The organism is Bradyrhizobium sp. SBR1B, assembly GCF_014198205.1.
GTDB lineage: Bacteria > Pseudomonadota > Alphaproteobacteria > Rhizobiales > Xanthobacteraceae > Bradyrhizobium.
The window spans coordinates 385,598-403,070 of the sequence record NZ_JACIHC010000005.1; the positions used below are offsets into that span (position 1 = coordinate 385,598).

Consider the following 17,473-nt stretch of genomic DNA (forward strand, 5'->3'; position numbering starts at 1 on the left):
CATCTCTTCGCACCTGCACTCTCATATCGTGAGCATGAAGACCTGCGGCCTTCGGTCATCCGAATTGTCGAGGCGGCATGCGGCCTTACCGGTTGCCTCCCTCGACTCGCGTGCTATCGTCGCGACAAACAGGCCGCAAAGGCCAAAAAGACTGATGTCCAGGGAGGATGAGCATGCGGAGCGTGTGGGCGCTCGCCGCAATGGCGGCGCTATCTGTGCTGACGGCCTCAACCACCACGCTCGCCGGCGAGCCCAAGCAGGGCGGGACCTTGCGGATGTATCACCGCGACAGTCCGGCAAACGCGTCGATCCTCGAGGGCGCGACCTATTCGGTCAACGTGCCGTTCATGGGCGTCTTCAATAACCTCGTCATTTATGACCAGCACATCGCGCAGAACAGTCCTGAGACCCTCCGGCCCGAACTGGCTGAAAGCTGGTCCTGGGGCAACGACAACAAGAAGCTGACGTTCAAGCTGCGCCAGGGTGTCAAATGGCATGACGGCAAGCCTTTCACATCGGCCGACGTCAAATGCACATTCGATCTCCTGATGGGCAAATCGCAGCAGAAGCTTCGGCAGAATCCGCGCAAAGCCTGGTACAACGAAGTCAACGAGATCACGACGAGCGGCGATTTCGAGGTCTCCTTCGACCTGAAGCGGCCGCAACCCTCGCTGCTCGCGATGCTGGCGTCCGGCTATACGCCGATCTATCCCTGCCACGTCTCGCCCGCGGACATGCGCACCCATCCGGTCGGAACCGGACCGTTCAAGTTCGTCGAGTTCAAGGCCAATGAATCGATCAAGCTGACGCGAAATCCGGACTATTGGAAAAAGGGCCTGCCCTATCTCGACGGCATCGAATACACGATCATCACGAACCGCTCGACCGCGATTCTCGCTTTCGTCGCCGGCAAGTTCGACATGACCTTCCCGACGCACATCACGATCCCGCTCCTGAAGGACATCAAGTCGCAGGCGCCGAACGCGACCTGCGTCGTCGAGCCGACCAACGTTTCGACCAACATCATCGTCAATTCGACGTCCGCGCCGTTCGACAACATCGATATTCGCCGGGCGGTGGCACTTGCGCTCGATCGCAAGGCCTTCGTCGACATCCTGTTCGAAGGCCAGGCCGATATCGGCGGCACCATGCTGCCACCGCCTCAGGGCATCTGGGGCATGCCCAAGGACAAGCTCGAGACCATTCCGGGCTACGGCCGGGACGTGAACGCGAATCGGGAAGAGGCAAAGAAGCTGATGCAGAAGGCGGGCTACGGTCCTGACAAGCATCTCGCGGTGAAGGTCTCGACGCGCAATCTGGCGGAATATCGCGACCCCGCCGTCATCCTGATCGACCAGCTCAAGAGCATCTATATCGACGGCGAGCTCGACGTCGTGGAAACCGCGAACTGGTTCCCGAAAGTCGCGCGCAAGGATTACATGCTGGGCCTCAACCTGACCGGCAACTCCGTCGACGACCCCGATCAGTCCTTTTACGAAAACTATTCCTGCGGGTCGGAGCGGAACTACACCAATTACTGCAACAAGGAGATCGAGAAGCTGTTCGACGTGCAGTCGCAGGAGACCGACGCCAGCAAGCGCAAGCCGCTGGTGTGGGACATCGACAAGAAGCTGCAGGAGGACGTTGCCCGTCCGATCATCTTCCACGCACGGGCCGGCACCTGCTGGCAGCCCTACGTCAAGGGCATCACGATCATGTCGAACAGCTCCTATAACGGCTTTCGCTACGAGGACGCGTGGCTCGACAAGTAGCGCGGCAGGCTGAAGGCTTCGGGATTTTGGTTTTGAGCATGATCTTGTCGGAAAACCGCTGCGCACCTTTCCGGATCATGCTCTAGCGGCTCGCGGAGGGCGAAGGATGTTTGCCTATCTGGTGCGACGCCTGTTCCTGATGCTCGTGACCCTGTTTGGGATCTCGGTCGTCATCTTCGTCCTGCTGCGCATCGTGCCCGGTAACATCGTCGACATCCTGTTCGCAGCCGCCGGCTATGTCGATCCCGCCGACAAGGCCAATCTGGAGAAGGAGCTCGGCATCGACCAGCCGCTGATCGTGCAATATTGGCATTGGATCAGCGGTTTTCTGCACGGCGACTTCGGCTACTCCTACGTCTCCGAAAAGCCCGCGCTGCAGGAGATATTGCCGCGGATTCCGATCACGGCAAAGCTAGCCGGCCTCGCGCTGCTATTCTCGGCCTCGATCGGTATTCCGCTCGGCGTCATCAGCGCGGTGAAGCAGGGCACACGGCTGGATTACGCATTGCGTGTCGTCAGCTTGAGCGGCTTGTCGCTGCCCTCGTTCTGGCTCGGCCTGCTCATCCTGACTGCGTCGGTGGCGATGTTCGGCCAGATGCCGATCTTCAATCCAAACCCGAAGACCTGGCTTGAGGCGTTCGCCACCTACGCCGTGCCGGCCGCCGCGGTCGGTTTCCGCAGCGCCGCGCTGACCATGCGCATCACGCGATCCTCGATGCTGGAGGTGCTGCGGCAGGACTACATCCGCACCGCGCGCGCCAAGGGCGCCTCCGATGCCGCCGTGAACTATCACCACGCGCTGAAGAACGCGATCCTTCCGGTGATCACCGTGATCGGCATCGAGGCTGCGTTCCTGATCGGCGGCCTCATCGTCACCGAGACGGTGTTCAACATCCCCGGCGTCGCCCGCTTCCTGGTCGAGGCGATCCGCTGGCGCGACTATCCGATCGTGCAGAACCTCGTGATGCTGATCGCCGTCGTGGTGGTGAGCGCGAATTTCATCGTCGACATGCTCTACGCCGTGTTCGATCCGCGCATCAGGTACACGGATTAGGAGATCAATTTGGCCACGATCGACTTCGACGTTGAACTGAGGCGGGCCGGCGCGCATGCGACCGGGGGCTGGCGCCGCGTACTGTTTTTGGCACAGCGGCATGTGCTGGGCGCCGCGGGCCTCGTCATCATGACCGTGTTCGTATTCACGGCCGTCTTCGCCGATTTCATCGCGCGCTACGATCCCCTGTCGATTGATTCGGCCCGCGCTCTCGCCCGCCCGAGCCTGGCGCACTGGATGGGAACGGACTCCTTCGGCCGTGACGTGTTCAGCCGCATCATCCACGGCGCGCGGATCTCGCTGGCGGTTGGGATCGGCTCGACCGCGCTTGGCGGCACGATCGGCGTCATCGTCGGCCTCACCTCCGGCTATCTCTCCGGCTGGGTCGATCTCGTGTTCCAGCGCGTCTCCGACGTCCTCCAGGCGCTGCCGCTGCTGGTCCTGGCGCTGGTGATGACGGCGGCACTGGGCCCATCGCTGCCGAACGTGATCATTGCGATTGCCATTCCGCTGATCCCGACGGTCGCGCGTGTCATCCGCGCCAACACGCTGGCGCTGCGCGAACTCCCCTTTATCGAAGCCGCCAAGTCGATCGGCATGAGCGAAGTGCGCATCGCGCTCCGCCACGTGCTGCCGAACACGCTGGCGCCGCTGATCGTACTCGCGACCGCCCAGCTCGGCTCGACCATCCTCACCGAGGCCTCGCTCTCCTTCCTCGGCCTCGGCATTCCCGAGCCTTATCCATCCTGGGGCCGCATGCTCTCGGAGTCGGCCGCCGAATATGTCCGCACCGCGCCGTGGCTGGTGATCTTCCCGGGCATCGCGATCAGCCTCGCCGTGTTCGGCGCCAATTTGTTCGGCGACGCCTTGCGCGACATTCTTGATCCGAGGCAACGCGGCTGATGGCTGACAAACCCGACCTCGTGCTCGATGTGAAGAACCTGAAAACGGTATTCTTCACCAATTCCGGCCTGTTCAAAGCGGTCGACGACGTCTCCTTTACCGTGAAGCGCGGCGAGACGCTGGCGATCGTCGGCGAATCCGGCTGCGGCAAGAGCGTCACCGCGCTGTCGCTGATGCGGCTGGTGCCCGACCCGCCCGGCCGCATCGTCGGCGGCTCCGTCTCGCTCGAAGGCACCGACCTGCTGGCGCTGGACGAGGCGGAGATGCGTGCCATCAGGGGCAACCGCATCTCGATGATCTTCCAGGAGCCGATGACCTCGCTCAATCCGGTGATGCGGATCGGCGACCAGATCGTCGAGGCGGTGCGGCTGCACCGGAACATCCCGGCCAAAGAGGCCCAGAATATCGCCGTCGAGATGCTGCGCCTGGTCCGCATTCCCGAGCCGGCGCGACGCGCGAAGGAATATCCGCATCAACTCTCCGGCGGCATGCGCCAGCGCGCGATGATCGCGATGGCGCTGGCCTGCCGACCGGCGCTGCTGATCGCTGACGAGCCAACCACGGCGCTCGACGTCACCATCCAGGCGCAGATTCTGGCGCTGATCCTCGATCTGCAGAAGGAGCTCGGCACCGGACTCGTGCTGATCACGCATGATCTTGGCGTGGTCGCGCAGACGGCGCAGCGCGTGATCGTGATGTATGCGGGCCGCAAGGTCGAGGAAGCCAGCGTCGAAGCGCTGTTCGCCGCACCAAAACATCCCTACACGCGCGGGCTCATGGCTTCGATCCCGGCCGTGCCGGCCGCCGGCGTCGCGGCGCAGGCGCGGCTGAACGAAATTCCCGGCACCGTGCCGTCGCTGGTGCGGCTGCCGAAGGGTTGCGCCTTCGCGCCGCGCTGCAAGCTGGCGATCAAGCGCTGCGAGGCTGAATATCCGCCGCTGGCGGATTGGGGCGGCGGACATCTTGCCGCCTGCTGGCGTGCTGAAGAAGTCGCGGAGGTGGCATGAGCGACGTTCTGCTCGAAGTCACCAACCTCAAGAAGCACTATCCTGTGCGCGCCGGCGTGCTGCGCCGGCAGGTCGGCACCGTGCACTCGGTCGACGGCGTCTCGTTCTCGCTGCATGCCGGCGAGACACTCGGGCTCGTCGGCGAGTCCGGTTGCGGCAAGTCGACGGTGGCGCGCAGCGTGTTGCGGCTGGTCGAGCCGACCTCGGGCCAGATTCACCTCGACGGCGAGGATATCACCCATCTGTCTAAGGCAGCACTGCGCCCGCACCGGCGCTCGATGCAGATCGTCTTCCAGGACCCGTTCGCCTCGCTCAATCCGCGCATGACCGCCGGCGACATCGTTGGCGAGCCGCTTGCGGTGCACGGGCTCGCCAGCGGCAAGGAACTGGAGGCGCGGGTCGCAACGCTGTTCGAGCAGGTGGGCTTGCGAGCCGACCAGATGGACAACTTCCCGCATCAATTCTCCGGCGGCCAGCGCCAGCGCATCTGCATCGCGCGCGCACTGGCGCTGGAGCCGCGCCTGATCGTCTGCGACGAGCCGGTCTCCGCGCTCGACGTCTCGATCCAGGCGCAGGTGATCAACCTGCTGATCGACCTGCAGCGCCAGCACGGCTTCTCCTATCTGTTCATCGCGCACGACCTCGCCGTGGTCGCGCACATCAGCCACCGCGTCGCCGTGATGTATCTCGGCCGCATCGTCGAGATCGCGGGCAAGGACGATCTGTTCCGCAATCCGCGCCATCCCTACACGCAGGCCCTGCTCGCCTCAGTTCCGGTCGCAAATCCGCTCGCGAAGAAGCTCGCGCCGCTGGTCGACGGCGATGTGCCGAGCCCGGTCAATCCACCCTCAGGCTGCGCGTTTCACACCCGCTGCCGATTTGCGATGGAGCGTTGCAAGGCGGAGCGGCCGGCGCTGCTGGACGCGGGCGACGGGCATCAGGTGGCGTGTCTGCTCAATGAGGGCACGGGGCGGAGCCAGCTGGCGCCAACGACCTGATCACCGGCCACGCCGCCAAGGCAGCAGCGACATGCTTGAGCGTGTGGCCCGAGACGATATGCCCTGTCGCTTCGAAAATGAGCGCGTCACCGAGTTCGAAAAGCTTCGCCAGCACATAAAAGAAGATCACGCCGCCCAGCTGCACGCCGAGCGCGCCAGGCCGCGGCCGCGTCAACGCCAGTCCCACGGCAAGTGCCATGCCGCCGAACTGCACAACCACCCATGGCGTGAGATTCTCGCGTGCCACCCAGGCAGCAAGCAAGCCCGCAACCATCATCAGCACCAACACCGCCTCGCCGGCACGCACGCTAATGCGCTCACTGGCCGCGATGCCCAGAAAGCCCGCGAATGCCACGGCCATGCCGAGACGATCAGCCACGAGCCGTTGCGGCATGTCGGGGTCCAGATGATAGAACCCTGAGCCCAGGCAGGTGAGGATCAAGCCGACGAAAAACCAGCTTGCACCCACGGGCGCATCATGGCGGGCGCGGATCCGCTCCGAGCCCCAGACGCCCATCGCGAGAAAGGCGAGATTGCTCAGCACATCGCCTGCGTTGGGCACGCCGAGCCAGGTGCGACTGTCGACGAAGTGCGGGATGTGCCAAGCGGCGGCGGGCAGCGCGGGGGCGAGGAGCGCCGACAGCGTCAGAACGCAGAGGGCCCCAATCAGGTATCTCTCGCGGAGTTGTGGGGCGGCGAACGAGAAGCGGCGGGATACCGACGGGAGCGTCGGATTGGTCGCTTGGGCGGGATCATTGACGCGCAACATGCCGGCTCCAAAATTGAACAAGGTTCATTATTTGTAGCTGGAAAATGAACGACGTTCAAATTGAATTTCCCCCTTGCGCCAATACGCAATTAAGCAACTGAATTAATAAGGGAATTTTTATCGCACGCGAGATGCCGTAGGGTGGGCAAAGCGGAGCGTGCCCACGACTTTTCTGCGATTAGCGCGAGATGGTGGGCACGGCGCTTTGCGCCTTTGCCCACCCTACGATATCGCGTTCGTTGCGCTAACCTGCCCCGATCTCCGCAACGATCCTGCCCGTCGTCACCTGCTCGCCTTCGGCGACGTCGATAGCCGCCACCACGCCGTCGACGCCGGCCTTGTGGACGTGCTCCATCTTCATCGCTTCAAGCGTCAGAACCGGTTGGCCAGCGGTGACGCGGTCACCCGGCTTGACCAGGACAGCGACGACGCGGCCGTTCATGGCGGCGCGCACCTTGCCGTCGCCGCCATTGGCAGCAGTGGCCTTCGGCGCTGCGAGCGTGAGATCGCCGACCGCGAGCGGGATGCCGCGGTGTTGAAGGTAGAGCCGATCACCGTCGCGGAGGAATTTTGCACTATCCATCAAGCCATCGTGGCGGAAGCGGACGGCGTCGACGTCGAGTTGATCAATTTCGAATGTGTTTCGCCGGCCGTCGATGGCAACGGTGTAGCTACCATCGCGCTCGCGCGTGACTTCGAGTTCGTATGTCTGACCGGCGATCTCGATCTTCGCTGGCAGGGGAAAGGTGGCAGCGAGGCTCCGCCCGCCCTGCCATGACGGTGTGCGCGGGTTGGTGATATAGAGCAGCAGGCCCGCCAGCGCCAAGTCAAATGCCGCGTTCGCGCGCGGTGCCAGCAGTTCGTCGCGGTGTGCGCCGATGAAGGCCGTCGTCGCCTCGCCCCTGGCAAAGCCGGGATGACGCAGGCAGGACATCAGGAACGACTGGTTGGTGGTCACGCCGAACGCGGTGAGCTGCTCGAGGCCGACGATCAGCCGCCCCCTTGCCTCCTCGCGCGTGGCGCCATGGCTGATCACCTTGGCGATCATGGAATCGTAGAATGGCGGAATCTCAGAGCCCGATCGCAGCGCGTGCTCGACGCGGATGCCGTCAGGCACCTGCCAGCGCGCCATGCGGCCCGACTGCGGCATGAAGTCGTGCGCGGCATCTTCCGAGCACAGCCGCACCTCGATGGCATGGCCGGAGAACTTCACGTCCTGCTGCTTCACCGGCAGCGGCTCGCCGCGCGCGACACGCAGCTGCAACTCGACCAGATCGAGCCCGGTGATCGCCTCGGTCACGGGATGCTCGACCTGGAGACGCGTGTTCATCTCCATGAAGTAGAATTCGCCGCCGGCATCGAGCAGGAATTCCAGCGTGCCGGCGCCTTCGTAACGCAGCGCCTTCACCGCGGCGACCGCGACTTCGCCCATCTTCGCGCGCAACACCGGCGTCACCGCAGGCGACGGCGCCTCCTCAATCAGCTTCTGGTGCCGCCGCTGCACCGAGCAGTCACGCTCGCCGAGATGGATGGCGTTGCCATGGCTGTCGCCGAACACCTGGATCTCGATATGGCGCGGGTTCTGAATGGCGCGTTCGAGAATGACGGTGGGGTCGCCGAACGCCGCCTTCGCCTCCGACCGCGCACTGCGCAGCGCATCCGGGAAGGACGCCGCGTCCGTCACGAGCCGCATGCCACGACCGCCGCCGCCGGCGACCGCCTTGATCATCACGGGAAAGCCGATCTTCCTGGCCTCCGCCAGCATGACTTCATCGCCTTGATCGGCACCCTGATAGCCGGGCACGCAGGGCACGCCGGCCTTCCTCATGATCTCCTTGGCCCCGGCCTTGTTGCCCATCGCCTCGATCGCCTGTGGCGACGGGCCGATGAAGACCAGGCCCGCATCCTTGCAGGCGCGCGCAAAATCCTCGTTCTCGGCGAGGAAGCCGTAGCCGGGATGAACCGCATCTGCGCCGCTCGCTTTCGCTGCGGCGATGATCGCGGGGATGTTGAGATAGGATTGCGCCGGCAAGGCTTCGCCGATGCGCACGGCCTGATCCGCCCGCTGCACGTGGAGCGCATCGCGATCCGCATCCGAATAGACCGCGACGACGCCAAGGCCGAGCTGCCGGGCGCTGCGCATCACGCGCAATGCGATCTCGCCGCGATTGGCGACCAGGACCTTGAAGAACGGCCGGTGCTGCACTGATCCGTTCCTCATGGGCGGGCCACCGAGAACTGCATGCGCTGCGGCGTCCGTGCGTCGCCTTCGCGGCAGATCGCGAGCACTTCGGACAGCACCGCGCGGGTGTCGCGCGGATCGATCACCCCGTCGTCGAGCACGCGCGCGCTGGTCGAGAATACATCCATCTGGCCCTCGAACACGCCGATGATCTGCGCCTTCATGGCATCGAGCTTGTCCTTTTCGACCGGCTTCCCGCGCCTCGCGGCGGCCGCTTCCGTCACGATAGCCATGGTCTCGGCGGCCTGCTCGCCGCCCATCACCGCGGTCTTGGCGTTCGGCCAGGAGAAGCAGAAGCGCGGATGGAAGCCGCGGCCGCACATGCCGTAATTGCCGGCGCCGAACGAGGCGCCGCAATAGATGGTGATCTGCGGCACCGTCGCCGAGGTCACCGCCTGGATCATCTTCGAGCCGTGCTTGATCATGCCAGCTTCTTCATAGGCCTTGCCGACCATGTAGCCGGTGGTGTTGTTGAGATAGAGGATTGGCGTGCGGGTCTGGCAGCAGGCCTGGATGAAATGCGTCGCCTTGTTGGCGCCGGCGGGATCGAGCGGCCCGTTGTTGGTGATGATGCCGATCGCCTGTCCTTCGATGCGGGCGTGGCCGCAGACGGTGGCGGGGCCGTAATTCGGCGCCATCTCGGTGAAATCGGAATCGTCGACGATACGTGCGATCACCTGCTTCATGTCGACGGAGCGCTTGTGGTCCATCGGCATGATGCCGAGCAGCTCGTCCTGGTCATAGCGCGGCGGCTTGAATTCCGACGCCGTCCTGCCCGGCCGTTCCCATTGCAGCGCCGCCATGATCTCGCGCGCGATGCGAAGGGCATCGCGGTCGTCCTCGGCGAGGTAGTCGCCGAGACCGGACACTTGCGTGTGCATCTCGGCGCCACCGAGCTCTTCTTCCGTAGCGATCTCGCCGGTCGCGGCCTTCAGCAGCGGCGGCCCCGCGAGGAAGGCGCGCGTGCGGCCGCGCACCATGACGATGTAGTCGGAGAGGCCCGTCTGATAGGCGCCGCCGGCAGTCGAGGAGCCGTGCGTGACGGTGACGACGGGCAGGCCTGCCGCAGAGAGCCGCGCCAGATTGCGAAAAATGTTGCCGCCGCGGACAAAGTCCTCGACGCGGTAGCGCAACAGGTTGGCGCCGGCGCTTTCGACCAGTTGCACATAGGGCAGCTTGTTCTCCAACGCGAGCTCCTGCACCCGCAGCGTCTTGTCGAGGCCGTAAGGCTGCAGCGCGCCGGCATCGATACCGGAATCGCTGGCGCTGACCATGCAGCGGATGCCCGAGACGAAGCCGATGCCCGCGATGACGCCGCCGCCGGGCACGCTCTTGGTCGCGTCCGGTACATCGAACATGTAGCCGGCGAGCGTCGACAGCTCGATGAAAGGCGCACCGGGATCTAGCACCAGCGCGACGCGCTCGCGCGGCAGCAGTTGGCCGCGCTTGTGAAAGCGATCCTTCGCCGCCGCCGACGCCGCGCGGGTGCGCTCTTCCAGCGCGCGCATGCGGTCGATGAGGCCGAGCATGCCGTCGCGGTTGGCGTGGTAGGCGGCGCCGCCGGGGGAGATGGTGTTTTCGAGAATGGACATGACTCTATCCTACCCGTCATTGCGAGGAGCGAAGCGACGAAGCAATCCAGTCTGTTTCCGCGGATGCACTCTGGATTGCTTCGCTTCGCTGGCAATGACGGCTGGGGCTACATTCAGCGATTCGTCCCAAAGATCTTCCGCGCCTCGGCGGGGCTTGCGATCTCGCGGCCGGCACGGCGGGCACAGGCGGCGACGGCCTCGATCAGCTGGCCGTTCGACGTCACCTTCTTGCCGTCGGCGAGATAGAAGGTGTCCTCGAGACCGGTGCGCAGGTGGCCACCGAGCTCGGCGCAGCGCTGGTGCAGCGGCCAGATCTCCTCGCGGCCGATCGCGGTGACCTGAAAATGCGCCTCGGGACGTTTCAGCTTGATCAGGATCGGCAGCAGCTCCGGATCCGAAGGCATTCCAGAAGCGACGCCCATCACAAAATTATACTCGAGCGGTCCCTTGTACATGCCGACCTGGGTGTACATACCGACGCAGCGGACGATGCCGACGTCGAAACATTCGAACTCGGGGATGGTGCCAACCGCGTTCATGACGTCGAGATAGTCCTTCACCTTCTCGACCGCGTTGTCGAACATCATCGGTGGCCAGGCCCAAGTGTTGTCGGCCTTCACCTTCAGATAATTCAGCGAGCCAGCGTTGCAGGCGGCGATCTCCGGCCTGGTCTCACGGATGCAGTCGAGCGCGCCGGAGTAGTTCGGCCCTGACACTCCCGAGGTGTGATTGATGATCACGCCGGGACAGGCTTCACGGATCGCCTGCTGGATCTCCTTGCTGACGGCGACCTCCCAGGACGGCAGATGTCCCTTGCCCGGCGCCTGCTGGCGCAGGTGGATGTGCATGACGGACGCACCGGCGTCGAACGCAGCCTTGGCCTCGCGCGCCATCTGCTCGGGCGTCACGGGCACATTGTGCTGCTTGGGGTCGGTGAGCACGCCGTTCAGCGCGCAGGTGATGACGGCCTTGTCGCTCATGCCTTGGATATCTCGCACGTTGAGAATTCAACGCTTGCGATCATGGGATGGGTGGCATGCGGCTTCTTGCGCGGAGAAGCTGGAAAACACGACGAATTCGTAGGGTGGGCAAAGCGAAGCGTGCCCCACCATCTTTGCCAGTTGCCGAGAGGTGGTGGGCACGGCGCAAGAGCGCCTTTGCCCACCCTACGAGAGCGAGCCTAACTCGCCTCCGCGAGCCTCACCGTCTCGGTGCTGCGATAGATCGCAAGGTCGCGCGAGCCGACGAAGATCGCGCGCGGCTTCAATCCGTAGAAGCGGCGGATCGAATGGCTGAAATGCGTGGAGTCGGGATAGCCGATGTCCTGCGCGAGATGGGCGAGGTTGAGGTCCTGGTTGGCGAAGTGCAGCAGATGCCGTGCGCGCTTCCAGGCGCGGAAGGAGCGGAACGAGATGCCGGTCTCCTCCTTGAACAGATGCAGGAAGCGCGAAGCCGAGAGCCCTGCTTCCGCCGCACAGGTGTCGGCCGTCACCGGCTCGCCCGAGAAACGCTCGATGCGGGCGACGGCGCGGGTCACGCGCGGATCGAGCTCGCGGCGGGCGAGCGCCTCGCCAAAGCACATCTCGTCAAACTCGGCGGTGGTGATGTCGCCGTAGCGGCGCTGGCGGAGCAGCGCGTAGGCGGCGAGGATCTTGCGGGCATAGAGAGCCTTGTCCGGCCCGCGCAGCCGCTCGGCCAAGGCCTCGATCACGCCATCCGGCATGCTTTCCGGCTCGAGGGTCACGCTGATTGCAGTGCGGTAGTCGCTGGCGATGGAATGCCGCTGGTTCGGCAGGGTCACGATCAATTCGTCCGACGTGTGGACGTCGTCGATCGTCAGATGCAAGCTGCCCTTCACCGCGACGTAGATATGGCAGCAGCCGGGGGTCCGCTTGCGAGGGCGGCCGAGCAGGCCGGCATAGAAGACCCGCTCCGGCGTGATCAGCATCAGATGGTCGGATTCGCGACCTTTATCTTCCATTGGGATCCTCCTCGCGCGGCTCTCTGGCCGCTGCGGACGGAGGTCACCTTAGCGGAAATTTGGGCGCTGTCACGACGGGATAGCGCTGTCAAAAGACACGCGCCGTCGTTCCGGGGCGGTCCGTAGGACCGAACCTCAGGTGCGCAATTGGGCACCGGGAACCTCGAGATTCCCAGCTGCGCAAGGGCGCACCATAGTCGATGCTGCGCATCGCCCCGGAATGACGACCTAAAACTTACGCCCTCACGCGCGGTGCAACATTCTGCTCGGCGCCAGCCTTCTGTTCCGCAGCAACCGCACGCTTGAAACCGTCCCGCTGCTGCAGGCGGGCCCAATAGGCTGCGACATTTGGCCCAAAATCCTTGGCAAGCCCGATGTTGTCGGCCAGCCGAAGCGCATAACCGATGACAATGTCAGCGGCGGTGAAGCGGCCGGCGCACAATGTTTCGGCATTGGCCGTCGCGGCCTCGACGGCGCGCAACCGGCCCAGGAACCATTTTGCATAGTCGCCGGCGACCTGCGGATTGCGCCGCTCCTCCGGCTCGAGCTGGGTGTATCGGAGCACCAGCGTCTGCGGGAAGGTTAACGTGGCGTCGCTGAAATACATCCAGTTCAGGAACGCGCCATAGGCGGGATCTTCCGGCCCGACCATCAGCGGCGTCGGGCCATGCTCGATGCCGAGATAGTGGCAGATGCCGGAGGATTCGGTCATCTTCGTCTCGCCGTCGACCATGAAGGGAATCGTGCCGAGCGGATTGAGCGCGAGATATTCCTTGGCGAAGACCCGCGGCGGGAATGGCAGCATCTTCAGCTCATACGGCAGCCCCATCTCCTCCAGCATCCAGAGCGGGCGGAACGAGCGCGCGGCGTCGCAGTGATAGAGCGTGATCATCAGGCGTTTCCTTTGCTGCCGGGCAGCGTGCCCATCATCTTGCACAGGACCATCAGCATGACCTCGTCGGCACCGCCGCCGATCGAGGTCAGGCGGCTGTCGCGATAGGCGCGGCTGACCGGCGTCTCGTTGGTAAAGCCCATTCCGCCCCAATATTGCAAGCAGGCGTCGGTGAGCTCGCGGCCGAGCCGGCCAGCCTTGAGCTTGGCCATGGTGGCGAGCTTCGTCACGTCCTCGCCGGCCACCAGCTGCTCGGCGGCTCGATAGATCAGCGCGCGCAGCAGCTCGACCTCGGTCTGCATCTCCGCCAGCTTGAAGTGCACCACCTGGTTGTCGAGGATCGACTTCCCGAAGGCCTTGCGGTTGCGGGTATATTCGATGGTCTGATCGATGATGTATTCATGCGCCTTCAGGCAGGCCGCCGCACCCCAGAGCCGCTCCTCCTGGAACTGGATCATCTGGTAGGTAAAGCCCTTGCCCTCCTCGCCGATCCGGTTGCGCTTAGGCACGCGGACATTGTCGAAGAAGATCTGCGCGGTGTCGGAGGAGCGCATGCCCATCTTGTCGAGCTTGCGGGCGACGGTGACGCCCTTGCTCTTCATGGGCACGCAGATCAGCGACTTGTTGCGGTGAACGGGCCCGTCGCCGGTGTTGGCGAGCAGGCAGATCCAGTCGGCCTGGGTGCCGTTGGTGATCCACATCTTGCCGCCGGTGATGACGTAATCGTCGCCGTCGGAGCGCGCCTGGGTCTTGATCGAGGCGACATCGGAGCCTGCGCCGGGCTCGGAGACGCCGATGCAGGCGACGAAATCGCCCGAGATCGAGGGCGCCAGAAATTCGCGCCGCACCTCGTCGGAGCCGAATCGCGCCAGCGCAGGCGTCGCCATGTCGGTCTGCACACCGATCGCCATCGGCACGCCGCCGCAATTGATGGCGCCCAGCTCCTCCGCCATCATCAGCGCATAGGAGTAGTCGAGGCCGGAGCCGCCGAACTCCACGGGCTTGTTCAGGCCGAGGAAGCCGAGGCTGCCCATCTTCTTGAACAGCTCATGCGCCGGGAAGATGTCGGCCTTCTCCCATTCATCGACATGAGGATTGATCTCGTTGGCGATGAACTTTTGTAAGCTACGGCGAATGTCGTCGTGGTCGGCGGTGAATAGCATTTTGTCCTCTCGTCATTCCGGGGCGCGCGCAGCGCGAACCCGGAATCCATTCCTCTGCAGAGTCTGGAGCCCGATGGATTCCGGGCTCGTGCGCGTTGCGCACGCCCCGGAATGACAGAGGGTCACAACCCCATCTGCCGGCTGGCCAGATCCTTCATGATCTCCTCGGTGCCGCCGCCGATGGCGTTGACCTTGACCTCGCGGTAGATGCGCTCGGCCTTGATGCCGCGCATGAAGCCGGCGCCGCCGAAGATCTGCACGGCTTCCGAGGCGCAGAACGCCATGGTCTGCGTCGCCTGGTTCTTCATCATGCAGATTTCGGCGACCGGGCTCTCGCCCTGCTCGAGCCGCCAGGCCAGCATCTCCAGCATCGCCTGTGACGCCGCCACCTTCTGCGCCATGTCGACGATCTTGTGCCTGATGACCTGGTGCTGCGCCAGCGGCTTTCCAAAAGTCTTGCGCTCCCTGGCGTAAGCGATCGCCTCGTCCAGGCAAACCCGCGCGAAGGCGGTGCAGCCGGCCGCCATGCCCATGCGCTCGCTGTTGAAATTCTGCATGATGATCTTGAAGCCCTGGCCTTCCTCGCCGATCAGGTTTTCGGCCGGGACGCGGCATTGGTCGAAATGCAGCGTCGCGGTGTCGGAGGCCCACCAGCCCATCTTCTTCAGCTTGGTCCTGGACAGGCCGGGCGTGTCGCCCTCGATCAGGAGCAGGCTGACCCCGCCGGCACCTTCGCCGCCCGTGCGCACCGCAACGGTCAGATAATCGGCGCGGACGCCTGAGGTGATGAAGGTCTTCTCACCGCTCACGACGTAGTGATCGCCGTCGCGCCGCGCCCTTGTGGCGAGGTTCGCGACATCGGAGCCGCCGCCCGGCTCGGTGATCGCGAGCGCGGAGATCTTGTCGCCTGACAGCACCTGCGGCAACACGCGTGCCTTTACCTCCGGCCGTGCCGCCCGCGCAATCGGTGGCGAGCCGATGGTGTGACTCATCAGGCTGGCACTGACGCCGCCGGCGCCCGCGCGCGCCAGTTCCTGACTGGCCACGATCTTCATGAACTGGTCGGCAGCAATCCCGCCATATTCCTCGGGGAATCCCAGCCCCAACAGGCCGATCTCGGCCGCCTTGCGATAGAGCGCGCGCGGGAATTCGCCAGCCTCGTCCCACTCATGGGCGAACGGGGAGATCTCCTTCTCGACGAAGCGGCGCATCATTTCGCGGAAGGCATCGTGCTCGGCGGTATAGAACGGGCTCTTCATCGCAGTCTCGCCTCGCGGACGGATTCGTCTCGTTCACCATGGCCGGAACATCGGCTGCTCACTTGCGCAGAGTGGCTGACCAAAGAACCACTGCGGCGCAGGCCATGGCCTAGCAACTCAACGCAAGACGATTTTGACCCCTCGCGCGCCAACTCCAAGTCAAAAAACGTCGATGCACCAACTCCGGCTGGTCCCCAGGGCCACGCCGGGCATGGTGCACGGCAATAGGGATGCTGGCGGCAAAGGCCGCCGAGGGAGGAATTCTTGGCCGTTCGTTACTACGACTGGATCGTTCACCATGGCCGCCGCACGCCTGACAAGGTCGCGCTGGTCGATCTTGCGAGCGAGCGCCGCTTCACCTATTCGCAGCTGGATGCCCGCGTCTCGCGCCTCGCCTCATTCCTGCGCCATACGCTGAACGTCTCACGCGGCGACCGCGTCGCGGTGCTGGCCCTGAACACGACCGATACGCTGGAGGTGCAGTTCGCCTGCGGCCGCCTGGGCGCGATCTTCGTGCCGCTGAACACCCGGCTCACCGTTCCCGAGCTTCAGTTCATCACCGGCGATTGCGCGCCGAAGGTGATGATCCACGACGCCGATCTCACCGAGACCGCGCTCAGCGTCGCAAAGCTGTGCGGCATTGCGACCAGCCTGCTGCTCGGGCCCCGCGGGGCCTATGAGGCCGGCATCGCCGGCGCAAAGCCGCTCGAGGCGATCGAGCAGGTCACGCTCGATGACGTCTCGACCATCATGTACACGTCGGGCACGACGGGACATCCGAAGGGCGCGACCATCACCCATGGCATGACCTTCTGGAATTGCGTCAATCTCGGCGGCCCCGCCTGTATCGGGCCGTCCTCGGTGCTGCTCACCGTGCTGCCGCTGTTCCACACCGGCGGGCTGAATTGCTACACCAATCCGGTGCTGCATGCCGGCGGCACCGTGATGATCATGCGCGCGTTCGATCCCGGCACCGCGCTCGGCCTGATCAACGATCCCGCGCAGGGCATCAACGTGTTCTTCGGCGTGCCCGCGATCTACCAGTTCATGGCGCAGCACCCCGCCTTCGCGACGACCGATCTCGGCCGGCTGATCGTCGGCGGCGTCGGCGGCGCGCCGATGCCGGTGCCGCTGTTGAAAGTGTGGGAGGCGCGCGGAGTCGCGCTCCAGCAGGGCTACGGCATGACCGAGACCTCGCCGGCCGTGCTGGTGCTCGACCGCGAGGATGCGGCGCGAAAGGCCGGCTCCGCCGGCAAGCCCGTGCTGCACACCGAAGTGCGCATCGTGCGCCCTGACGGCAGCGATGCCGATGTCGGCGAGCTCGGTGAGCTCTGGGTCAAGGGGCCGAACATCACGCCGGGCTACTGGAACAGGCCGGAGGCGAACAAGACCTCCTTCACCGACGGCTGGCTGCACACCGGTGACGCGACGCGCGTCGACGAGGAGGGCTTCTACTACATCGTCGACCGCTGGAAGGACATGTACATCTCCGGCGGCGAGAACGTCTATCCGGCCGAGGTCGAGAACGTCCTGCATCAGCTCGCGGCCGTTGCCGAAGCTGCCGTGATCGGCATTTCCGATCCCCAATGGGGCGAAGTGGGCCTTGCTATCGTCGCGGTCAAGCCGGGCCAAAAGCTGACCGAGGTCGATGTCCTCGCGCATTGCGCGGCCAATCTGGCGCGCTTCAAATGTCCGCGCCAGATCCGCTTCGTCGAGGCCCTGCCGCGCAACGCCACGGGCAAGATCCACAAGCCGACCTTGCGCAAGGAGTTCTCGGTGGCCTCCGAAGTCGACAAGAAAGTCGCCAACGCCTGATCCAGGCGCCCCTCGCGGGCGCTTTT

At 64.6% G+C, this 17,473-nt stretch carries 14 protein-coding genes; 6 read left to right on the forward strand and 8 right to left on the reverse strand.

Annotation, left to right across the window (positions count from 1 at the left end):
* Positions 1-173: 173 nt before the first annotated feature.
* The 5 genes from GGD61_RS16520 (at position 174) to GGD61_RS16540 (ending at position 5,734) form a co-directional block, all read left to right on the forward strand.
* Positions 174-1,772 carry an ABC transporter substrate-binding protein gene (locus GGD61_RS16520; protein WP_092251629.1) on the forward strand — a complete coding sequence of 533 codons (1,599 nt, stop codon included), beginning with the start codon at positions 174-176 and terminating at the stop codon, positions 1,770-1,772.
* Positions 1,773-1,878: 106 nt separating this feature from the next.
* The gene (locus GGD61_RS16525) at positions 1,879-2,826 is read left to right on the forward strand and encodes an ABC transporter permease (protein ID WP_018316803.1); all 948 of its coding nucleotides are present in this window, start codon (positions 1,879-1,881) and stop codon (positions 2,824-2,826) included.
* Between the two features lie 9 nt (positions 2,827-2,835).
* A complete protein-coding gene (locus tag GGD61_RS16530) occupies positions 2,836-3,729 on the forward strand; it encodes an ABC transporter permease (protein WP_092251628.1) in 894 nt (297 codons plus the stop codon).
* Positions 3,729-4,736 carry an ABC transporter ATP-binding protein gene (locus GGD61_RS16535; RefSeq protein ID WP_092251627.1) on the forward strand — a complete coding sequence of 336 codons (1,008 nt, stop codon included), beginning with the start codon at positions 3,729-3,731 and terminating at the stop codon, positions 4,734-4,736. The genes GGD61_RS16530 and GGD61_RS16535 overlap by 1 nt, the downstream gene beginning before the upstream one ends.
* Positions 4,733-5,734: an ABC transporter ATP-binding protein gene (locus GGD61_RS16540; protein ID WP_092251626.1), complete on the forward strand. Its 1,002-nt coding sequence runs from the start codon at positions 4,733-4,735 to the stop codon at positions 5,732-5,734. The genes GGD61_RS16535 and GGD61_RS16540 overlap by 4 nt, the downstream gene beginning before the upstream one ends.
* Here GGD61_RS16540 and GGD61_RS16545 read toward each other — a convergent pair.
* From GGD61_RS16545 to GGD61_RS16580, 8 genes are all read right to left on the reverse strand, one after another.
* Positions 5,691-6,503 carry a hypothetical protein gene (locus tag GGD61_RS16545; RefSeq protein WP_183230919.1) on the reverse strand — a complete coding sequence of 271 codons (813 nt, stop codon included), beginning with the start codon at positions 6,501-6,503 and terminating at the stop codon, positions 5,691-5,693. The genes GGD61_RS16540 and GGD61_RS16545 overlap by 44 nt on opposite strands.
* 244 nt (positions 6,504-6,747) lie before the next feature.
* The gene (locus GGD61_RS16550) at positions 6,748-8,724 is read right to left on the reverse strand and encodes an acetyl-CoA carboxylase biotin carboxylase subunit (protein WP_092251625.1); all 1,977 of its coding nucleotides are present in this window, start codon (positions 8,722-8,724) and stop codon (positions 6,748-6,750) included.
* On the reverse strand, positions 8,721-10,337 hold the full coding sequence (locus GGD61_RS16555) for an acyl-CoA carboxylase subunit beta (RefSeq protein ID WP_092251624.1): 1,617 nt from the start codon (positions 10,335-10,337) through the stop codon (positions 8,721-8,723). The genes GGD61_RS16550 and GGD61_RS16555 overlap by 4 nt, the downstream gene beginning before the upstream one ends.
* Positions 10,338-10,450: 113 nt before the next feature.
* Positions 10,451-11,317 carry a 3-keto-5-aminohexanoate cleavage protein gene (locus tag GGD61_RS16560; protein ID WP_092251623.1) on the reverse strand — a complete coding sequence of 289 codons (867 nt, stop codon included), beginning with the start codon at positions 11,315-11,317 and terminating at the stop codon, positions 10,451-10,453.
* 200 nt (positions 11,318-11,517) lie between these two features.
* Complete coding sequence (locus tag GGD61_RS16565) at positions 11,518-12,318, reverse strand: AraC family transcriptional regulator (RefSeq protein WP_092251622.1); 801 nt, start codon at positions 12,316-12,318, stop codon at positions 11,518-11,520.
* A gap of 235 nt (positions 12,319-12,553) precedes the next feature.
* Complete coding sequence (locus GGD61_RS16570) at positions 12,554-13,210, reverse strand: glutathione S-transferase family protein (RefSeq protein WP_092251621.1); 657 nt, start codon at positions 13,208-13,210, stop codon at positions 12,554-12,556.
* Positions 13,210-14,373: an acyl-CoA dehydrogenase family protein gene (locus GGD61_RS16575; protein WP_092251620.1), complete on the reverse strand. Its 1,164-nt coding sequence runs from the start codon at positions 14,371-14,373 to the stop codon at positions 13,210-13,212. Before GGD61_RS16575 ends, GGD61_RS16570 begins: the two co-directional genes overlap by 1 nt.
* Before the next feature lie 122 nt (positions 14,374-14,495).
* A complete protein-coding gene (locus GGD61_RS16580) occupies positions 14,496-15,632 on the reverse strand; it encodes an acyl-CoA dehydrogenase family protein (RefSeq protein ID WP_092251619.1) in 1,137 nt (378 codons plus the stop codon).
* Between the two features lie 264 nt (positions 15,633-15,896).
* Here GGD61_RS16580 and GGD61_RS16585 point away from each other — a divergent pair, with 264 nt between their 5' ends.
* Positions 15,897-17,447 (forward strand): long-chain fatty acid--CoA ligase, encoded by a 1,551-nt coding sequence (locus tag GGD61_RS16585; RefSeq protein ID WP_092251618.1) that lies wholly within the window; start codon positions 15,897-15,899, stop codon positions 17,445-17,447.
* Positions 17,448-17,473 lie beyond the last annotated feature (26 nt).